This window comes from Bacillus sp. FSL K6-0268, assembly GCF_038005425.1.
GTDB lineage: Bacteria > Bacillota > Bacilli > Bacillales > Bacillaceae_G > Bacillus_A > Bacillus_A thuringiensis_S.
The window spans coordinates 5,905,714-5,924,337 of sequence record NZ_JBBOTF010000001.1 but is presented as its reverse complement, the minus strand read 5'-3'; the positions used below and the strand labels follow the sequence as shown (position 1 = coordinate 5,924,337).

Genomic DNA, 18,624 nt, shown 5'->3' with positions numbered 1-18,624 from the left:
AGTTAAAGATACACCAGTTCCATATACAGTGGATCCCGAGTTAATTGGAATATTGGCACTTGCTGCAATTGTGCTTGTTGATGTAGAAAAGAAATAGCCACCACCTGTCGATATAGCAGATGATCCTGTTGCTCCAGTTAAGCCGGTTGGACCAGTGGCGCCGGTTGGGCCTGTTACTCCCGTTCCCCCTGTTGCTCCAGTTATTCCTTGTATGCCTTGTATTCCAGTCGGGCCAGTGGCACCAGTCACTCCCGTCTGGCCGGTTGCTCCCGTCGAACCTGTTATCCCTTGGAGACCTTGGATTCCTTGAAGACCTTGGGGACCCGTTTCTCCAGTCGGGCCGGTTGCTCCCGTTGGACCCGTTATCCCTTGGGGACCTTGGATTCCTTGAAGACCTTGGGGACCCGTTTCTCCAGTCGGGCCGGTTGCTCCCGTTGGACCCATTTCTCCTTGTGATCCTTGAATTCCTTGAGGACCTTGGGGACCAGTTTCTCCAGTCGGACCGGTTGCTCCTGTTGGACCGGTTGGGCCCGCCTGGCCGGTTATTCCTTGTAGACCTTGAGGGCCGGTTGGACCAGTTGGGCCGATTGGACCTTGCACTCCTTGTATCCCCTGAATTCCTTGGGGACCAGTTGGACCAATCGGACCTTGGATTCCCTGAATTCCTTGAGGACCCGTTGCCCCTGTCGGACCTGTTGGACCTTGGGGACCTTGCACTCCTTGTATTCCTTGAGGACCGGTTGGGCCTATACTTCCTTGCGGTCCCTGGATACCTTGTATTCCTTGAGGACCGGTTGGGCCTGTTATGCCACTCGGACCTTGTACGCCTTGCACTCCTTGTGAGCCAGTTGGGCCACTCGGACCTTGTACGCCTTGTAGACCTTGTAAACCAGTTGGACCTGTCGCTCCCCTTACTCCTTGCTCACCTTGTATACCTTGAACCCCTTGTGGGCCGGTTGGACCGATTGGACCCTGTGCCCCTTGCACTCCTTGGGGACCTGTCGGACCGGTTGGGCCGATTGAGCCTTGTAATCCTTGTAGACCTTGCGGACCTGTCGGGCCGGTTACTCCTTGTATCCCTTGTGGACCTTGAATGCCTTGGTCACCCGTTGGACCTGTTGCCCCCATCGGCCCCTGTACCCCTTGCAAACCTGTTAAACCGGTTGCTCCTGTTGGACCCTGTATTCCTTGCACTCCTTGGATTCCTGTTGCTCCTGTTGCTCCTGTCGCCCCTGTTGCCCCTGTTGCTCCAGTCGGACCGGTTGGACCCCCTGGTGATCCTGCTGGACCGGTTGGACCGGTTGGGCCTCCCGGAGGACCGGTTGGACCTGTTGCTCCTGTTGGACCCGTTGCAGAACCAGTCGGACCGGTTATCCCAGTTGATCCGGTTGATCCAGTTGGACCTGTATCCCCTTGTAAACCAGTTGCCCCAGTCGGACCGATTACACCTTGCACTCCTTGGATTCCTTGAGAACCGGTTGGACCTACCTGCCCCATTTCTCCCTGGGGACCTTGTAAACCTTGAACACCAGTTTCCCCTTGTGGCCCCATTGGCCCCTGTTCCCCTTGGATTCCTTGAGAACCTGTTGGGCCTGTTGGACCAATTAGACCCTGTATTCCTTGTATTCCTGTTATACCTTGTAAACCACTACTTCCTAAATTACCTTGAACACCTTGTATACCAGTATTTCCAGTCGGACCTGTTGGACCATTGTCCCCTTGCACTCCTTGTATTCCTTGTATTCCTGTTGGACCTGTCGGACCGACTTCCCCTTGCATTCCTTGTATGCCTTGTATTCCTGTTGAACCTGTTGGACCGATTGGACCAGGAATTCCTTGTATTCCCTGAATACCAGTTGGACCTGTCGGACCTCTTTCGCCTTGAATTCCTTGAACACCTTGTATTCCCTGTGGGCCTTGTTCTCCCATAGGTCCTTGACTACCTTGAGAGCCTTGTGGTCCAGTTAAACCTGTTGGACCTGTTGGACCATTTTCTCCCTGTACCCCTTGCACCCCTTGTATTCCTGTCGGACCTGTTGGACCGATTGGACCTTGTACGCCTTGTATTCCCTGCGGTCCAGTTGGTCCACCTAAAGCACCTGTTGGACCGGTTGGTCCAGTGGGCCCCGTAATACCTGGCGGCGGAAAAGGAATAGGTGCTTGAAACTTACTACACTTATCTTGATTCTTCACAAGCATCTCCTCCCGTTTGTAACGCATCAAACTATTTGTAATATGTTTAAGCTAGCTGTTATTACTCCCGCTAATGTCGTTACATGCCCAATAGCTAATGGACCATTTTGTAATGACAAAGTGGAATTTGGAGAAGTAACTTCAATTACCATCGTATTTGAAATCGCTGGTTCTAATATAAAATTACCTTTTGTAACATAAAGAATAAAACTCCCTGCGACTTGCGTTCCGTTTAAAACAAGCCTTACCGAAATCGTTTCATTCCCCAAAATTGCATCCCCTTGAAAATAATAACTTATTAAATATATCCCTGGCGTACTTAACGTTATAGTTGTCGCATTTGTTAAACTAACTCCTGCTCCAAAAATTGTAGAACCAGAATTAATTGGTATTAGCGCATTCGCTGCAATTGTACTCGTTGCAGTGGAAAAGAAATAACCGCCCCCACTAGGTAAACCAGTCGCTCCTGCTATCCCCGAGAAACCTATTGATCCTACATTACCAGTTGCGCCTGTTGGTCCAACCGCTCCGTTTTGCCCCTGACTACCTTGCGCTCCAACTGGGCCTATACTACCACTAGCACCTGTCACCCCACTTGCTCCAATTGGGCCTTGCAAACCTTGAATTCCTTGTATACCTTGTATTCCTTGCGGACCCGTTGCACCTATATCGCCTGTCATTCCTGTTATTCCTTGTATTCCCGTAATCCCTTGAACACCTTGCACACCTTGTGGTCCAGTTGACCCGGTTGCTCCAGTAGCTCCAGTTTCACCCGTTGCACCAGTAATTCCAATATTCCCTTGTGGGCCTTGGGGTCCCTGACTACCTTGTGCCCCTTGGACTCCTTGAGGGCCAGTTATACCGACCTCCCCTGTATTTCCTTGGGGACCTCTAATTCCTTGTGCTCCTGTTGGACCGATTATTCCTTGCACTCCTTGTATTCCTTGCACTCCTTGAACTCCTGTTGGACCCGTTATTCCTTGTAATCCTTGAGGACCTTGCAAACCAATAGCTCCAGTCGGACCGATTATTCCTTGCACTCCTTGAGGACCTTGTGCTCCAGCTGCTCCTGTTTCCCCTTGAATTCCTTGTACTCCTTGTATACCTTGCGCTCCAGCTGGACCAGTTGCTCCTCGGATTCCTTGTTCACCTTGAACTCCTTCCGCTCCTGTAACACCAGCTGGACCGGCTATCCCTTGTATTCCCACCATTCCTTGTGCACCTGTTGGGCCTATTACACCTTGAATACCTTGAATACCTTTAGGGCCTTCTGCACCTGTCGGACCAGTTACTCCACGCGTACCTTGTATTCCTTGAGAACCTTCTGCACCCGTTGGACCCGTTATACCTGGGTTACCTTGAGGACCTTGTGCCCCTTGGACTCCAACTGCTCCAACTACACCTTGGGAACCTTGGGCTCCCCTTACACCTTGAGGACCTGTTGGACCTGTTATACCTTGCACTCCTTGCGCTCCAATTGGTCCTATCCCTCCGCTTACACCTGTTGAACCAGTCGCACCCGTCGGACCACCCGGTGGTCCTTCTGAGCCTTGTGTACCAGTAGGACCAGTTGCTCCTGTTATCCCTCGTACTCCTTTTGCTCCTTGAAAACCTGTGGATCCACTTACTCCTTGTATTCCTTGAACTCCTTGTGGACCTTGAGGGCCTGTTACACCGGTTATTCCCTTTATTCCGCTTATACCTTGAGGACCTTGTATTCCAGTAGAACCAGTTGTTCCTACTACACCTTGTGCCCCTTGATCACCTTGGTGTCCTTGTTCTCCAGTAATTCCTTGTATTCCTTGAGCGCCGTCTTCTCCTTGTATACCAGTAGCCCCTTGCTCTCCTTGTATCCCTTGAACACCTTGAGGACCTTGGGAACCAGTTACCCCTGGAACTCCAGTTCCCCCTCTCTCTCCTTGTATTCCTTGTGCCCCCGTTTGTCCTCGCTCACCTACTTCCCCTTGTATTCCTTGTATGCCCTGTATTCCTTGACTACCAGCAGGACCCGTAGCTCCCTGTGTTCCTTCTAATCCTTGTACTCCAATATCACCAATTGGACCTTGGTTTCCGATTAATCCTTGAGCACCTTGGAGGCCAGTTGAACCAGTTATACCTTGCTCTCCGGTATCACCAACAGCTCCTTGTATTCCCTGCGCTCCTGTTGTCCCTCGCGAACCTTGTATTCCCCTGATACCTTGAGGACCTTGGGGACCAGTTGCTCCCGTCGGTCCAGTCATCCCTGTTGGACCAACAGGACCTTCATGCCCTCCAGTTGGACCTACAGGGCCACTATTACCTGTTGGACCAGTTGCACCTATAAGCGGAAGAGGCAGTGCCACTCCGAATTTTTTGCAATTTTTATGATGACGCACAACAATCCCCCTTCCCTAAAATCATTACACCTTTTATATGAAATGCATTTTTTTTTAAAAAGTACACCTCTGACCTTATTTTTTTAAAAATAAAGAAGCCTATCATTTCAACTATTTGAAACGATAGGCTTCTTTTTATAAAACAATTTATTTCCTCGCCTTAATAATAAAAGTAGTTGGTACCATCCTAGCTTTATATAAAGAATAATATTTCGTAGACGGCTCAGCTAGTTCTCCATCAAACGAGCTCGATGGTTCAGGCTCTTCTATTCTCTCAATTATAAAGCCTGCTCTATTTAACTCATTTATATATGTACTTATTTTTCTCTTATATAATATCGCTTGTACATTTTCTCCTTTAAATGTTTCAAACGTAATGGACGTTTCCTCATGATAAGAAGACTTTATAGCAACTTCTTCTGTACCATACTGTAAGTTTGAATATACTGGGTGCTCCCAACTAAAAATAAAACTTTCTCCTGGCTTTAAATAGGAATATATAAACTCTACTGTTTTTCCTAAATTTGAAGTCCAACCTAATGCATAAATGGAATATATAATATCAAAATACCCTTTCTGAATATCTCCTTCTTCTTCCATTGCTCCGCATATTAACTTTGGATTCCAACGCTTTTACGTTTTATTCGCTGTTTTAATTTGTTCACTTGAAAGATCAAGACCCCATACTTCCTCTGCCCTATGCTCTGCCATATATTGCAACGAATGTCCACTTCCACTTCCACTTCCACACCCAATATCAAGAACTTTTTTATTTCTAATTGACTCGAACAAATGAATCTCATCTTCAGACGCCGTATACGGACCATATTTCGGTAAACAATCCACTTGAAAGAAATATGGTGCAACTGTATCCCAACACTTTTTGTTTAAAGCTAACATTTGTGTGCCTTCCATAGCATTCCCCCCATCCATTTTTCTTTCTCTAATATTACTTACATATCATAACCAGATCGCCCTTTTCTCTTCGCCCGGTAGTTTTTCACTTTTGCAATCGTCCCGCATGCTCTTCCTCCTTCTTCTCCAGCATACATACCGCACCATCTTTTACTTCCATTTCGCGAATGATCATAAAATACCCAGCGACAATCTGGACATGCTTTTAACCTTCCCCACACATTTTCTTGAATTGACATTAACACAATGCTTAGCACTTTTGTATACACATTCTCTTCATATACTGGTTCATATGTAATACCTTTCATATCTTCCTTTATATGTACATGAAATGGGTATTTCTCTAACCATTTTTGCAATGATTCTTCGCCTTCAATTGTCATCCGAATATCTTCTCGAAAACCTCTTAATTCCTCTATCGTATGAAATGGAAACTCTTCATCAAAATATTCTTTCATAAAGAGCTTTATATCTTCTTTTGTTTGCAGCAAATCAATTGGCTCTCTCGTATCGTTTGGTATTCTCCATGTATTTAAAAATTCCCGAATATATTCTAGTTCATTTGGAGCGTTTTGATTCAATTCGATCCACCTTCTTCTTAAAATTTACTTTTTTCTGACTTTATGTATAATTATAGTATAAAATAGTTAACCATCAAATAATTTTACTGGTTACATAATTAGGGGGATTTCTATGAAAAGTTTCTCAACACCGATACGTTTCATGCTTATTTCTTCATTTTTTATGTCTTTTGGGTATTTTGCAGTATACGCATTTTTAGCTATTTATCTATTAACCTTTCTTCATTTTTCTGCTGTCCAAGTAGGAACAGTGTTGACGGTTATGACAATTACATCACGAGTTATCCCATTATTCTCAGGGTTAATTGCTGACAAAATAGGCTATATCATTATGATGATAGCTGGTTTATTTTTGAGAGGAATCGGATTTATCGCTTTAGGAATATGCTCTGATTTCTATACAATTTCTATTTCTTCTGCACTTATTGGCTTCGGAACTGCATTTTACGAACCTGCCGCTCGCGCTATATTTGGCTCACAGCCAGCTCATTTGAGAAAAAATTTATTTACATATTTAAACCTTAGCTTTAATTGCGGTGCAATAATCGGACCAATTGCAGGAGGGTTCTTACTCTTACTCGATCCACTCTACGCTTTCTCTCTAACAGGATCTCTTATGCTGTTATTTGCTTTTATCTTTTACTTACTTAAAAATCACTTCCAAGTCACTACTGAAAACACGTCTATTACATTAGGAATACAGGCCATCTTACAAAACAAGTCTTTCCTTCTGTTTTCCTTTATCATGATTTTCTTCTATATTATGTTTACTCAGCTTACTGTCGCACTTCCACTTCATATGAAAAACATTAGTAATAGCAATCAACTTGCTACACTCGTTATTACGATAAATGCGATAACAGGCGTCATATTTATGGTATTATTCCGAAAATTATTCCACAAATACAACACACTTTCGATTATTAAATACGGTGTTTTATTAATGAGTATTTCCTTTTTACTCATTCCTTTATTTCAACACCCATATTGGCTCTTTATTTGTGTAATTTTATTTACAATCGGTGAAACACTCGTATTACCTAACGCTGATATCGCTATTGCAAATTACAGTAATGAATCATATACAGCCACTTTCTTCGGATTTTATCAACTATCACTCGCATTTGGTTTTATCATCGGTAACTATACCGGGACATCGTTTACATCCAATTTAAACGGAATGTATACACCATGGCTTATTTTCGGCGGAATAGGAGTTATTGGTTTTATTTCACTCCATATTTTAAATATTAAAAAAGGGAGCTCTAAAGAGGATATATACCTATGTAATGAGACGAAACCTCTTTAACACATTACAATTGAAATGGTACCTTTAGACAAGCAACCTATAATAAAAAAATTCGACCATCATACTTGACAGTCGAATCTTTTTATTTTTCATATTCAAGATGATTATGTCTTTTACAACCAAATAAATAGCACCCCCCTAAATGATAAGTTTCAAATTCTAACCCTGGAACATATCCAGATTTGATACGTTCTATCATTGTTTTATAACAATTATTCTCTTCTGTATATTCCTCAATTAACTCTTTCTTATCTTTTTCTGTCCAGTTTTCTTCTACTTCTTCATTCTGAACATCTTCTATTTCTGATGTTTTCGCTTCGATAGATTCCTGTATAACTTCATTTATACGGGAGAAATTATTAGCTTTATATAGAGCATATACAAACCTACCAATCCAGTTAGGACTTTTCCAAACTTCTTTGTATCCCTTTTCGAACCATTCAATTGCTTCGTTATAGCAATTCAACTCAACATATAAATCTGCTACATGAATTTCTCCTAAAAAATTATCAGATTTCCTGTTAAAAGCATCTAACTTCTCTTTCGCTTCTGTCGTTCGCCCTAAATCAATTAAGCATTTTACATAGCTATACATTATATAGTCCGAATCCCCTGCAACTCGCAAAAAAAATTCCGAAGCTTTTTCTAACTCTCCAAGGTTATAATGCGCTACAGCTACATTGTGAAATGCTTCATCCGATGGTTGCATCGAAATAGATTTTTGCAATACTTCTTTCGCTTCTTCCCATTTTTCTTGTTTCGTGTAAATTTCCCCTAAGATGTTATAAGGAAAGTATGAAGAAGGATTCAACTTAACAACTTCTCTTATTAATTCAAGAGCTTTATCATCATTCTCTTCCTCATAAAAGTACATCCAAGCCAGATTATTGAGAGATTGTACGTCTCTAGATTCATGTACTGCTTGTTGAAACAGTTCCATTGCTTCCTCATATTTATTTTGTTCAAACATTTCAATTGCCTTCTCATTAATGTTCAAATAACTACCTCCGAAGTAAATGAATTCATCTATTCCCTATCATTATTGTAAAATGTAAAAATTATAATTTCTATAAAAAAATTTCTTTCTCTCGTCTACATTTCGATTGAAATAGAAGCTAAAACACACGAATTTACAACAATCAGTAAATTTTTTAATCTCCCTTAAATTGGATATACATCCTGTTTTAATTTACATATTATGGTACAATTAAAAGGGTACTAACTAAACATTTACGCTCCACACTAGTAATCTAGCAATACCAAAATCAAAATTCACATGGAATTGAGGGATGTTATGAAACAGAAATTAGCTGTTCTTCTATTCACCGGAATCATATTATCCGGATGTTCAGCTATTGCAGGAAATTCTTTAGAAACTGGAAACGGCAGTATGGAATTATTAACACCAACCATTACAACAAAAGATAATGAATTAGAAATTAAGACCGAGGGCATTGATGAAAATAAAGTGACCTTTATTTATGTTGCTAATAAAAAAGTATTGGAACAAAAAATTAATAATGGTGAATCCTACAAGCTTAACATTAAAGATATCGAACACGCTCATAGGACGGACTACAAGCCAAAAGTTCAACTTTTGCAAACAAAAGATGATGATAAAGATGGAGAAATGGTAACCTTTAAACAAGTTAGGTATACAGTTAAAAAAAATTAATTTTATAGGCATTTCATTATAAATGTAACGAACGAAAATTTACTTTTAACAGTGGGTAAATATAAGGGGTGCTAGCATGAAAAGAAGATGGATTTATTGGTGGATTGGTAACATATTTTGGATTATAGCTTTCGGGATATTGACAGCTATCATTTTGCTAAGAGAGGTTGATGGGACCGGTGTTACTCAAACACCTGAGCTGAAATTAATAGCCTTTATCGTTTTATTAATTGCATTTATATTACCAATAATTATTCAAGTTGTATGGTTACTTGTTAATTTAAGAAAGAGTAGAAAAAAATAATACATAAAAAAGAGAGGAATCTTTTTCAAACTTGATTCCTCTCTTTTTTATTTTGGGATTATGCCATGCTTTTAAAGCTGCACTACCCCCTTTTCTTTACGATGCATGTTCATCTTTCTTCTTCATTAACGCTCTCTTCTTCATCGCCTTCGTTAAATATCCGCCTTTAAATGAACGGATTTCATAAGAAGACATAAACGCTTTCGGTGCAATTTTATTAATGATTTCTAACAGTTCTTTCTCTCTAGAGCGCTTTGCAACGATATCTAAGCGATAACGTATAGAATTAATTCCTTCGCCTTCAAATACCGTAACACCAAATCCAGAGTGACGTAGTTCATCTACTAATTCATTACAACGGTCTAGTAAACTAACTTGATACGTAATATAACCAATTGCTAATTTATTCTCTATATAACCGCCTAATAAAAGTCCTGTACTAAAGCCAATGACATAGGCAACGATGTTCATCCAATTTGATAAATCTTGAAACACAATACCTAAACTGACAATGTAAATAGCTCCTTCTAACAATCCAACACCAGTAGCGGATCTTGTTTGATTCTTTACAAGCAAAATCGTACGGATTGTTAAAATTGGAACATAAATAATTTGAAGCACAAAAATAAGTAACGCTTGTAACATTGGTATCCACCTCTTTCAAAAAGTCTTTTGTCATAATAACATACATAACCTTTAGAAATCGATGGGTTTTTAAATTTTTTTACATTATTTTTCATACTATTGAAAAACGAAAAAAAGAAGCGTATTATATTTGTCGTAAAATTGATTCCTTTCATTAGCTCACTTAAACACAAAAAAGGAACCCCATTAGGCCCCTTTCATCATAGCTCTATGTTTTTCGAAGCATGTTCCCTTTGCTTCTCTTCCTCTTCCTCTTTCACTAACTGCATATTCGCATAAGCTAAATTTGCAATCATTAAAAAGTGACCACCTAAAATGCCTGTACCAAATGCCCACATTTCCATTTCATGCTCAATTTCATACATGATGATTGCTCCTAAAATGGCAGCTGCAAATCGGTTTAGAACTCCTAACCCAGGAGCCTTTTCCTTCATTACGATACTTTTTCCGAGTTTCTCCACCCTGCGAGCTAATAACCAAAGACAATAGGCGCTTACTGCTAATCCAATACCAAACCCTGTCACTTGTTTTCCAAACGGAGTAATCGTCCACATAAGTAGTAAACCACTAAAGATCACATACAATTGTAATCGATATACACGTAAGGCTTCTTGAATCAAAATATCCGCTCCTAAGTTCTCATTTTTTGTACTTTAGAAGAAAAGCAGCAACTTACACAGTTGCTGCTTTCTCTTCTTCTTGTTCTTGTTCCATCTTACGAATTTCAACACGTTTAATTTGGTAAGCGTCTTTTTCTAACACTTTAAATTCATAACCTTCCGCCTCAACGTGTTGTCCTTCTTCGATTTCATGATTTTGCATCATAATCCATCCACCGATTGTATCCACATCATCTTCTTCGATGTGTAATCCAAATAAATCTTTCACTTCTGAGATAAGCACTTTTCCATCAACAATGATATGTTGCTCGTTCACATGTTGAATTGGTGGTGCTTCATCTTCATCATATTCGTCACGAATTTCGCCGACGATTTCCTCCAAGATATCTTCAAGCGTTACAATTCCGGCTGTTCCTCCGTACTCATCATATAAAACAGCCATCGGAATTCGCTTTTTCTGCATTTGAAGTAATAAATCGTGAATTGGAGTCGTTTCCATCACTTCAATAATCGGACGCATATACGAGCGAATAAATGATAAATCTTTTTGATCCTCGGTCATATATCGAATAAAGAAATCTTTTACGTTGACCATACCGATAATATCATCTTTATCTTCCCCAAAAATCGGATAACGTGTGTATCGCTCATTTTGGATTACTTTCATGTGTTCTTCTACTGAATCTTCCAGGTAGAAACCAATGATTTCTGTTCGCGGTACCATAATCTCTTTCGCAATACGATTATCAAATTCAAAAATGTTATTTACATACTTGTATTCAGCTTGATTAATTTCGCCGCTTTCATAGCTATCTGAAAGGATAAGACGTAATTCTTCTTCTGTATGAGCTACTTCATGTTCTGAAGCTGGCTTTAAACCGAATAAACCAGTTATCACACGAGCTGAACCGTTCAATACCCAAATAAATGGATACATTACTTTATAGAACATCATTAATGGACCTGCCAATAATAACGTTACCCTTTCAGCCTTTTGAATTGCCATCGTTTTCGGAGCTAATTCCCCTACTACAACGTGTAAATACGTCATAATCATAAAAGCAAGACCAAATGTTAATACTGATGAAATAGAAGGATTTAAGTTCCATTTCTCAAATAACGGGTGTAATAACTTTTCGATTGTCGGTTCACCTAACCAACCTAATCCCATAGCTGTAACTGTAATACCTAATTGACAAGCAGATAAATATTCATCTAAATTTGTTGTTACCTTTTTCGCTGCTAAAGCACCGCGTTTTCCTTCCGCAACAAGCTGATCGATACGGCTTGAACGTATCTTTACAATCGCAAACTCTGCTGCTACGAAAAATCCAGTAAATGCGATTAAAATCGCAACCATGACTAAATTAAATATTTCCAATGAATCCCCTTAGTTAAAAAACTAAGGTGTCCACCTCCTGTATACTATAATGTTTTCTTATTTATTTGTTAGAAAACATAGCCCGATACAAAAATTAAAGAGGTCGGATTTCACTTATTCTATAATAATAGAGCAAGTGTCTGTATTAAAGCTGTCGTTTGACCTGATAAAGATTTCGATATTTTTTCACGTTGTGAATCAGTCAATTCATCTAAAAGCGGTTTTAACTCAGTAAGCTCCACTTCTAATCGGTGAATATGGTCTGTCACTTCATTCACTTGTTTCGAAACGTGTTCATTGATACCGAGCAGCTTCTTCTTCTCCTCGATTTTCTCTTTAATCTCACAAAGCGGCATATGCATTTCTTTGCACTTCTCAATAAATTGTAATGTCTCAAATGCTGTTTCGTCGTAATAGCGATAATTAGATTGAGATCGCTCCGCTTTTAAGATACCTAGATTCGTATAATAATCAATCGTTCGTTTCGACACGTGAGCCATGAGAGCCAACTGTCCGATTCGATACACCTTCCCAACGATCTTCCCCCCTTGTTTATATTACTTACATCATACAACACATAAACTGTACAGTCAAACGTGACGGTTTATTATTCACAATTTATACACAACTTCATATATTTTCTTAAACTTATAGAATATGATTCTACTTATATAATTAAATTATTAAATTTCATTAATTACGTGCTAGCCAAATATATTTATGAAATCACCTGTTCTTTTCAAATTTTCTTATTTTAGAACATACCGTTCTATTTCTAAAAAAATAACCCAATACAATAAACTGAAAATTAAGTTATAATATCATTATAAAATATGAAGGAGGAATGCACTCATGTACTACAACACTTCATTCGAAAACGATCAGCCTGTAGGCCGTCTATAAACTAAGACGGGCATTCATTTAGCACATACACTACGCCTCGTCTTAGGGAACTCATATTACCCTAAAAATAGACGGAGGTACTTTACATGAAACAAACAATTTTAGGAGCTATATATTTATCACTAACAGCAAGTATATGGGGTGGTATGTATGTTGTTAGCAAATACATACTCGATTTTATCCCACCACTGACACTCGTTTGGTTACGCTTTATTATCGCTTTTGTTGTTTTGTATTTCATTTTGAAAATAGCTGAGAAAAAGCAAAAGAAAAAAGCAACCATTCGCAAAAAAGATTGGCTATTATTCGCTTGGATTGGATTTATCGGCTATTTCATTTCAATCACATGCCAATTTATCGGAACAAAATTATCCGACGCTCATACAGGCTCGTTAGTTACATCAGCTACACCTGCATTTATGGTTATATTTGCAGCGCTCATTTTGAAAGAAAAACTAACTGCTCGTAGACTTTTATCTACTATAATAGCGACAATCGGTGTCATTATCGTAATCGGATGGGATATTGAAATCGGCTCCTATTTTATCGGAACAATCATTTTAGTTGGAGCCGCTATTACGTGGGCTTTACTATCTATTTATGTAAAAATCGCTTCAATCCAATTTTCATCCTTAGTTATTACAACGTATGCCATATTCTTTTCACTCTTTTTTATTACACCTTTTATGATATGGGAACTACAAACATCCTCTATCGGAACAGTAAATACGTACGTAATATTAGGCGTATTATACTTAGGAATCGTCTCAACAGCAGGTGCCTTTTTCCTTTGGAATAAAGGATTAGACTTAATGGATGCAAGCATTGGTTCCTTATTTTTCTTCTTCCAACCTATCGTTGGATCATTACTTGGTTGGCTCTTATTAAATGAGACATTAAATAGTAACTTTTTCATTGGTGGTATGCTCATTATATGTAGCGTTTTCATTACTACTTTTGAAAAGAAATAACAAAACAGGCAGAGATTCTTAGTCTCTGCCTGTTCGCATAATTGGATCTTGGTCGTGAAAACCAATACAAATCGGTATATTACTTTGCACTTCACTACGTACACTTATAAAACTACACAGCGTTTTAGCAATTAAATATAAAGTTATACTGATTGCTTTTTCACTTGTATCAAAGCCATTTTCATTATACATATCCGCTAATTCTACAGACCCCGCCCCCTCAATATTATATGTCCATTCTGAAGCCCAATTATCGTCCTCTTCTTCCATTGAAACATATTCCTCACAAATATAAAGTGAAACTTTAATCAGTGGGGGCGTTCTTCATCCCCACTGATTATTAGTTGAACCAATCGGGCTTTTACGGGCAGTTGACTTCCCACGTAACTTCTTTGCTTTCGCTGAATTTTGAGGTGGGGGTCTTACTGCCCGTTAATGCGGGATAAAACTGACTATTCCACTCGTTATCAAGATCATACTCTAAATAAATCGCCTTTGCTTCTTCATTAGTAGCCATTTCTACAGCTGCATCCAAACCTACTCTAATACTTTCCTTATATGACTCTAAATCAATTGCTTTAATTCGTTCTGCATATTCTGTAGACGCCAACATGCAACAAATATCATAATACTTCGCTTCTATTTGCTCTACTGCTAACGAAAAGGCATCCTCTTGCACCTCTTCTAAATACTGAAATATATCCACACTAAATACTCCTCACTCTTTACGCACTCCAATGCGATGGACGAGACAATAATTTCGGTAATTTCGTATGTTTGTCCCCTCTAGCCGCATTAACTTGAACTTGCGTCAGGAAAATACTATTTGTAAAATCAGTCCCGCGAATATCTGCATCTCGTAAATCTGCTCCGATGAGATCTGCCCCTCGTAAGTCTGCTCCATTTAAGTTTGCCGCAATTAAATATGCTCCTCTTAAATTTGCACCTTGTAAATCTTTCTTTTTCAGATTTGCTCCCATAAGGTCTGCACCGCGGTGTATGATTCGTTTCTTACGCGCAGTATTCATTTCCTTCCATACTAATTCGCTCGTTTCTAAAAGAAGAATGTTTACCTCTGCCCTATGCACTGGAACATTTATTTTCATTAACTTATCTGGATTTAAATTCGAAAGTCGCTCTGTCTCCTCAATTGCGGTCTTCAGCTCTTTATGAATTGGCTGTGTTGCCTTTAAAAGAATCGCTTCATTCAAATACCAAAGCATTTCATGAAGTTGATGCATAACTGGAAAAGCATCATACATTTTTCTCGCATGCTTAGCATCTTTCCGCCAATCAACCCCGTTAAATGTAACTTGAGAAATCTTCTGCCCAGCGCCGAAACATTCAAATACTGTACAACCTTTATAACCTTTTCCTCTAAGATTTTTATGTATATTACATTTAAAATCTGATTGTAAGTTGGAACATGGTTTACCACCATCTTTATTCACTGCAAAATCTACCGATGCTGCGAACGGTAATGCAACGCAACATAGACCGAAGCATTTTTCGCAGTTTGCTTTTAAATGATCATTATGATTAGTCAAAATCTATACCCCCTGTTGTCTTTTGACTATTTCATAATATTCCAACTGTAATAAATAATCAATTTTAAAATAAACCGGCATCTTTCGTTTCAATTCATAACTTTATCATTCGATTTCCTTTCAATTGAAAAGGACTATTTTTATTTAATGAATTATAATTAAATTATAAATTTTCTAACTAAAAGGAGACTTATTATGGCACTACAAATGAAAACAAACTGTCAAATTTGCGATCAATCGCTCGAACAAGATTCTGAAGCATACATTTGTGTATATGAATGTACATTTTGCGCACCATGTACAGAAGAAAGACACAACGTTTGTCCAAACTGCGGCGGCGAATTAGTACGTAGACCGAAAAAGAAACAATAAAAAGCAAAGCGATATCGCTTTGCTTTTTATTGTTTTCTGAGTATATGAAATTATATCGAACACAACTTAAACATTTAAAAACTTCACACAAACAGGCTCTGGCACAGCAACATCAGATTGTAAAAGTGTTAACTTTCCTGTAGATTCATCTCTTGAAAATAGCACAAGATTATGTGACTTTTCATTTGTAGCAACAAGAAACTTTTCAGTGGGATCTAATACAAAGTCCCTCGGCCAATTTCCTTCTGTAGATGTATGTTCAACAAATGTAAGCTGACCTGAATTTTGATCTACGCTATAAATAGCGATACTATTATGACCACGATTACCTGCATATACAAAACGGCCGTCAGAAGAAATATGGATAGCACTTCCTTGACTATTTTCATCAAAGTGTTCTGGAAGAGTAGAAATATACTGTACTTCTGTAAAGGATCCTTCTTCCGAGTTATATGTTAGCGCAATAACCTCTGAACTAAGCTCCGTCATTACATAAGCGTATTTTCCATTTGGATGAAAAGTAATGTGTCTTGGACCACTCCCTGGATTTACAGATAAACTATTCACTTCTGTTAATGTACTATCTTTTATTTCATACGTAATTAACTTATCAATTCCTAAATCAACACCTATCACATATTTTTCATCAGGAGTATATCCCGCGTAATGTGCATGTGGTTTTTCTTGTCTTTCTTTATTTGGACCTGAACCTTCATGCGCCATAATAGATGAAGCAGGATTTACAGTTCCATTTTCTTCATTTATTTCAAAAGACTCAATCGTTCCTTTATGGTAATTTGCTGTAACTACCGTATGATTCCCACTATCAACGCTCACATGACAAGGAGAAGCCCCTTCTACTACTTGTCTGTTTTCTGCCTTTAACTCTCCAGTTTTACTATCAATTGAATAGGCAGCTACACCACCAGATTCTCCTTCCTTAACAACGGAATAGAGATACTCATTATTTCGGTTAATCGTTACATATGTAGGGTTATCCAGCTTAGCGGCAAGTGTTACATTACTAATTTTTTTTGCTTCTGTGTCTAAAGTAATCTTATATATTCCTTCACTATTTTCTTTTGTGTAAGTTCCAACATATCCAATAAACTCTTTGTTATCCTTCATTTTTATAACCCTCTCTCCCTATATTTTTCGTTCATCATACTTCTTAAAATATTTTATGTTGAAAGAGTATCCTAAAAAATCGGAGTACCTCTTTATACGTTACCATATTTTCTTGATAAATAGCTTTTAAACCCACTTTTTTTGGTACGCTGCTATACTTTCATATTCTTCTTCCAATTGACGAGACAGACGAATATAGATTGGTGTTAAATCTTTATATTTTTCCACACTTTCCATGTTTGGCCCATGATGAAAATCTGCCCCTACCATTTCAGAAACTACGCATAATGTATCTATTTCACCTAAACTATATAAACCGAGGATTGCAGCACCTAAGCAAGAGCTTTCGAAACTTTCAGGAACATATACGTCTTGATGGAAAATATCTGCCATCATCTGTCTCCAAAGTTCCGATCTTGCAAAACCGCCTGTCGCTTGAATTTTTTTTGGTTCGCCAATTAGCTCTTTTAAAGCGAGAAGAACGGTATATAAATTATAAATTACTCCTTCTAAAACAGCACGGATAAGATGTTCTTTCTTATGATGCAATCCGAGTCCAAAGAAAGATCCCCGTGCATTTGCATTCCATAAAGGAGCTCTTTCCCCTGCTAAATACGGATGAAACAATAAACCGTCAGATCCAGGATTCACATTTGCTGCTATTTCAGTAAGTACTTCATATGGATCTTTTCCTAAACGCTTCGCAAGTTCAATCTCTGAAGTGCCCAATTGGTCACGAGCCCATCTGAAAATCATACCACCGTTATTAACTGGACCACCGATTACCCAATGGTCTTCAGTTAACGCATAACAAAAAATTCTACCTTTTGGATCTGTTACAGGACGATTTGTTACAGCACGTATCGCACCGCTTGTACCAATTGTAACAGCCACAACGCCAGGGTCTATTGCATTTACACCTAAATTAGATAGTACTCCATCACTCGCTCCTACTACAAAAGGCGTAGAAACAAGTACATTCATCTCTTTGGCAAGCTCTTCATCTAATCCTGTTAAACTGTGCGTTGTTGGAACAAGTTTAGAAAGCTTGTCATCTGTAATTCCCGCAACATGTAAAGCCTCTTCATCCCATTTTAAAGATTTCAAATTAAACATCCCTGTCGCTGATGCTATAGAATAATCAATTACATATTCTTTATATAACTTGTAGAAAACATATTCTTTAATAGAAATGAATTTATAACTTCTTGCGAACAATTCTACCCGCTCATTCTGTAACCAAACTAATTTCGAAAGTGGTGACATCGGATGAATAGGTGTCCCAGTACGTAAATAAATTTCATGACCATTCATATCATTCTTTATTTTCTCCGCCCAGCTTGCACTTCTATTATCTGCCCACGTGATACATTTCGTTAACGGATTTCCATCTTCGTCTACAGCGATAACGCTATGCATTGCCGAACTGAAAGAAACACAGAGAATATCAACCGCTTGTATATTACTTGATTGCACAACTTCTTTAATCGTATGTATCACCGCTTGAAAGATTTCTTCTGGATCTTGTTCTGCTATTTCAGGCGTAGGAGAATATAAAGGATATTCAATTCCATGACTTGCAATAACAGATCCATCAATTGAAAACAAAACCGATTTTGTACTAGTTGTCCCAATATCTACACCGATCATATATTTCGATCTCACTATGTAACCCCTTTCAGAATATACCATTAAAAAAGAACAC

Annotated in this window: 16 protein-coding genes and 2 pseudogenes; 5 read left to right on the top strand and 13 right to left on the bottom strand. The window is 38.7% G+C overall.

Features of this window, described 5'->3' with window-relative positions; genetic code table 11:
* The 4 genes and pseudogenes from MHI28_RS30765 to MHI28_RS30750 all read right to left on the bottom strand — a co-directional run.
* Positions 1-2,199, bottom strand: a 2,199-nt coding sequence (locus MHI28_RS30765) for a BC_3345 family exosporium-associated protein (RefSeq protein WP_340828439.1), incomplete at its 3' end; no start/stop codon positions are given.
* Between the two features lie 20 nt (positions 2,200-2,219).
* Positions 2,220-4,568: a collagen-like protein gene (locus tag MHI28_RS30760; protein ID WP_340828438.1), complete on the bottom strand. Its 2,349-nt coding sequence runs from the start codon at positions 4,566-4,568 to the stop codon at positions 2,220-2,222.
* A gap of 147 nt (positions 4,569-4,715) precedes the next feature.
* A pseudogene (locus tag MHI28_RS30755) lies at positions 4,716-5,483 on the bottom strand (class I SAM-dependent methyltransferase).
* A 38-nt stretch (positions 5,484-5,521) separates the two neighbouring features.
* Entirely contained in the window at positions 5,522-6,064 is a 543-nt protein-coding gene (locus MHI28_RS30750; RefSeq protein WP_001072943.1) for a CGNR zinc finger domain-containing protein, read from the bottom strand.
* 112 nt (positions 6,065-6,176) lie between these two features.
* Between MHI28_RS30750 and MHI28_RS30745 the strand changes: the two genes are divergently transcribed.
* Positions 6,177-7,373: an MDR family MFS transporter gene (locus MHI28_RS30745; protein ID WP_000834869.1), complete on the top strand. Its 1,197-nt coding sequence runs from the start codon at positions 6,177-6,179 to the stop codon at positions 7,371-7,373.
* 82 nt (positions 7,374-7,455) lie between these two features.
* On the opposite strand, the gene MHI28_RS30740 is transcribed toward MHI28_RS30745, so the two are convergent.
* The gene (locus tag MHI28_RS30740; protein ID WP_001024467.1) at positions 7,456-8,370 is read right to left on the bottom strand and encodes a tetratricopeptide repeat protein; all 915 of its coding nucleotides are present in this window, start codon (positions 8,368-8,370) and stop codon (positions 7,456-7,458) included.
* 297 nt (positions 8,371-8,667) lie between these two features.
* Between MHI28_RS30740 and MHI28_RS30735 the strand changes: the two genes are divergently transcribed.
* Both MHI28_RS30735 and MHI28_RS30730 read left to right on the top strand, forming a co-directional pair.
* A complete protein-coding gene (locus tag MHI28_RS30735; protein WP_000810640.1) occupies positions 8,668-9,048 on the top strand; it encodes a hypothetical protein in 381 nt (126 codons plus the stop codon).
* A gap of 76 nt (positions 9,049-9,124) precedes the next feature.
* Complete coding sequence (locus MHI28_RS30730) at positions 9,125-9,352, top strand: DUF3923 family protein (protein ID WP_000830329.1); 228 nt, start codon at positions 9,125-9,127, stop codon at positions 9,350-9,352.
* A 96-nt stretch (positions 9,353-9,448) separates the two neighbouring features.
* Here MHI28_RS30730 and MHI28_RS30725 read toward each other — a convergent pair whose 3' ends face one another.
* From MHI28_RS30725 to MHI28_RS30710, 4 genes are all read right to left on the bottom strand, one after another.
* Positions 9,449-9,997 (bottom strand): DUF2179 domain-containing protein, encoded by a 549-nt coding sequence (locus MHI28_RS30725; protein ID WP_340828437.1) that lies wholly within the window; start codon positions 9,995-9,997, stop codon positions 9,449-9,451.
* 200 nt (positions 9,998-10,197) lie between these two features.
* Positions 10,198-10,617 carry an ATP synthase subunit I gene (locus MHI28_RS30720; protein WP_000613871.1) on the bottom strand — a complete coding sequence of 140 codons (420 nt, stop codon included), beginning with the start codon at positions 10,615-10,617 and terminating at the stop codon, positions 10,198-10,200.
* Positions 10,618-10,669: 52 nt separating this feature from the next.
* Positions 10,670-11,998, bottom strand: coding sequence for a hemolysin family protein (locus MHI28_RS30715; RefSeq protein ID WP_000402254.1), 1,329 nt, complete (start codon positions 11,996-11,998; stop codon positions 10,670-10,672).
* Positions 11,999-12,117: 119 nt separating this feature from the next.
* Positions 12,118-12,525 (bottom strand): MerR family transcriptional regulator, encoded by a 408-nt coding sequence (locus tag MHI28_RS30710; RefSeq protein ID WP_000285639.1) that lies wholly within the window; start codon positions 12,523-12,525, stop codon positions 12,118-12,120.
* A gap of 462 nt (positions 12,526-12,987) precedes the next feature.
* On the opposite strand from MHI28_RS30710, the gene MHI28_RS30705 reads away from it, so the two are divergent.
* Positions 12,988-13,872: a DMT family transporter gene (locus tag MHI28_RS30705; RefSeq protein ID WP_000814768.1), complete on the top strand. Its 885-nt coding sequence runs from the start codon at positions 12,988-12,990 to the stop codon at positions 13,870-13,872.
* A gap of 18 nt (positions 13,873-13,890) precedes the next feature.
* Here MHI28_RS30705 and MHI28_RS36215 read toward each other — a convergent pair.
* Together MHI28_RS36215 and MHI28_RS30690 are read right to left on the bottom strand one after the other, a co-directional pair.
* Positions 13,891-14,578: pseudogene (locus MHI28_RS36215) on the bottom strand (hypothetical protein).
* 19 nt (positions 14,579-14,597) lie between these two features.
* Positions 14,598-15,419, bottom strand: a complete 822-nt coding sequence (locus tag MHI28_RS30690; protein ID WP_000181420.1) for a pentapeptide repeat-containing protein — start codon at positions 15,417-15,419, stop codon at positions 14,598-14,600.
* Between the two features lie 195 nt (positions 15,420-15,614).
* Between MHI28_RS30690 and MHI28_RS30685 the strand changes: the two genes are divergently transcribed.
* Positions 15,615-15,791, top strand: coding sequence for a DUF1272 domain-containing protein (locus MHI28_RS30685; RefSeq protein ID WP_001207874.1), 177 nt, complete (start codon positions 15,615-15,617; stop codon positions 15,789-15,791).
* Between the two features lie 66 nt (positions 15,792-15,857).
* Here the strand turns inward: MHI28_RS30685 and MHI28_RS30680 are convergent, their stop codons facing one another.
* On the bottom strand, positions 15,858-16,919 hold the full coding sequence (locus MHI28_RS30680; protein ID WP_000654322.1) for a lactonase family protein: 1,062 nt from the start codon (positions 16,917-16,919) through the stop codon (positions 15,858-15,860).
* A gap of 126 nt (positions 16,920-17,045) precedes the next feature.
* Positions 17,046-18,569, bottom strand: coding sequence for a gluconokinase (gene gntK, locus MHI28_RS30675; RefSeq protein WP_003309728.1), 1,524 nt, complete (start codon positions 18,567-18,569; stop codon positions 17,046-17,048).
* Positions 18,570-18,624: the final 55 nt, after the last annotated feature.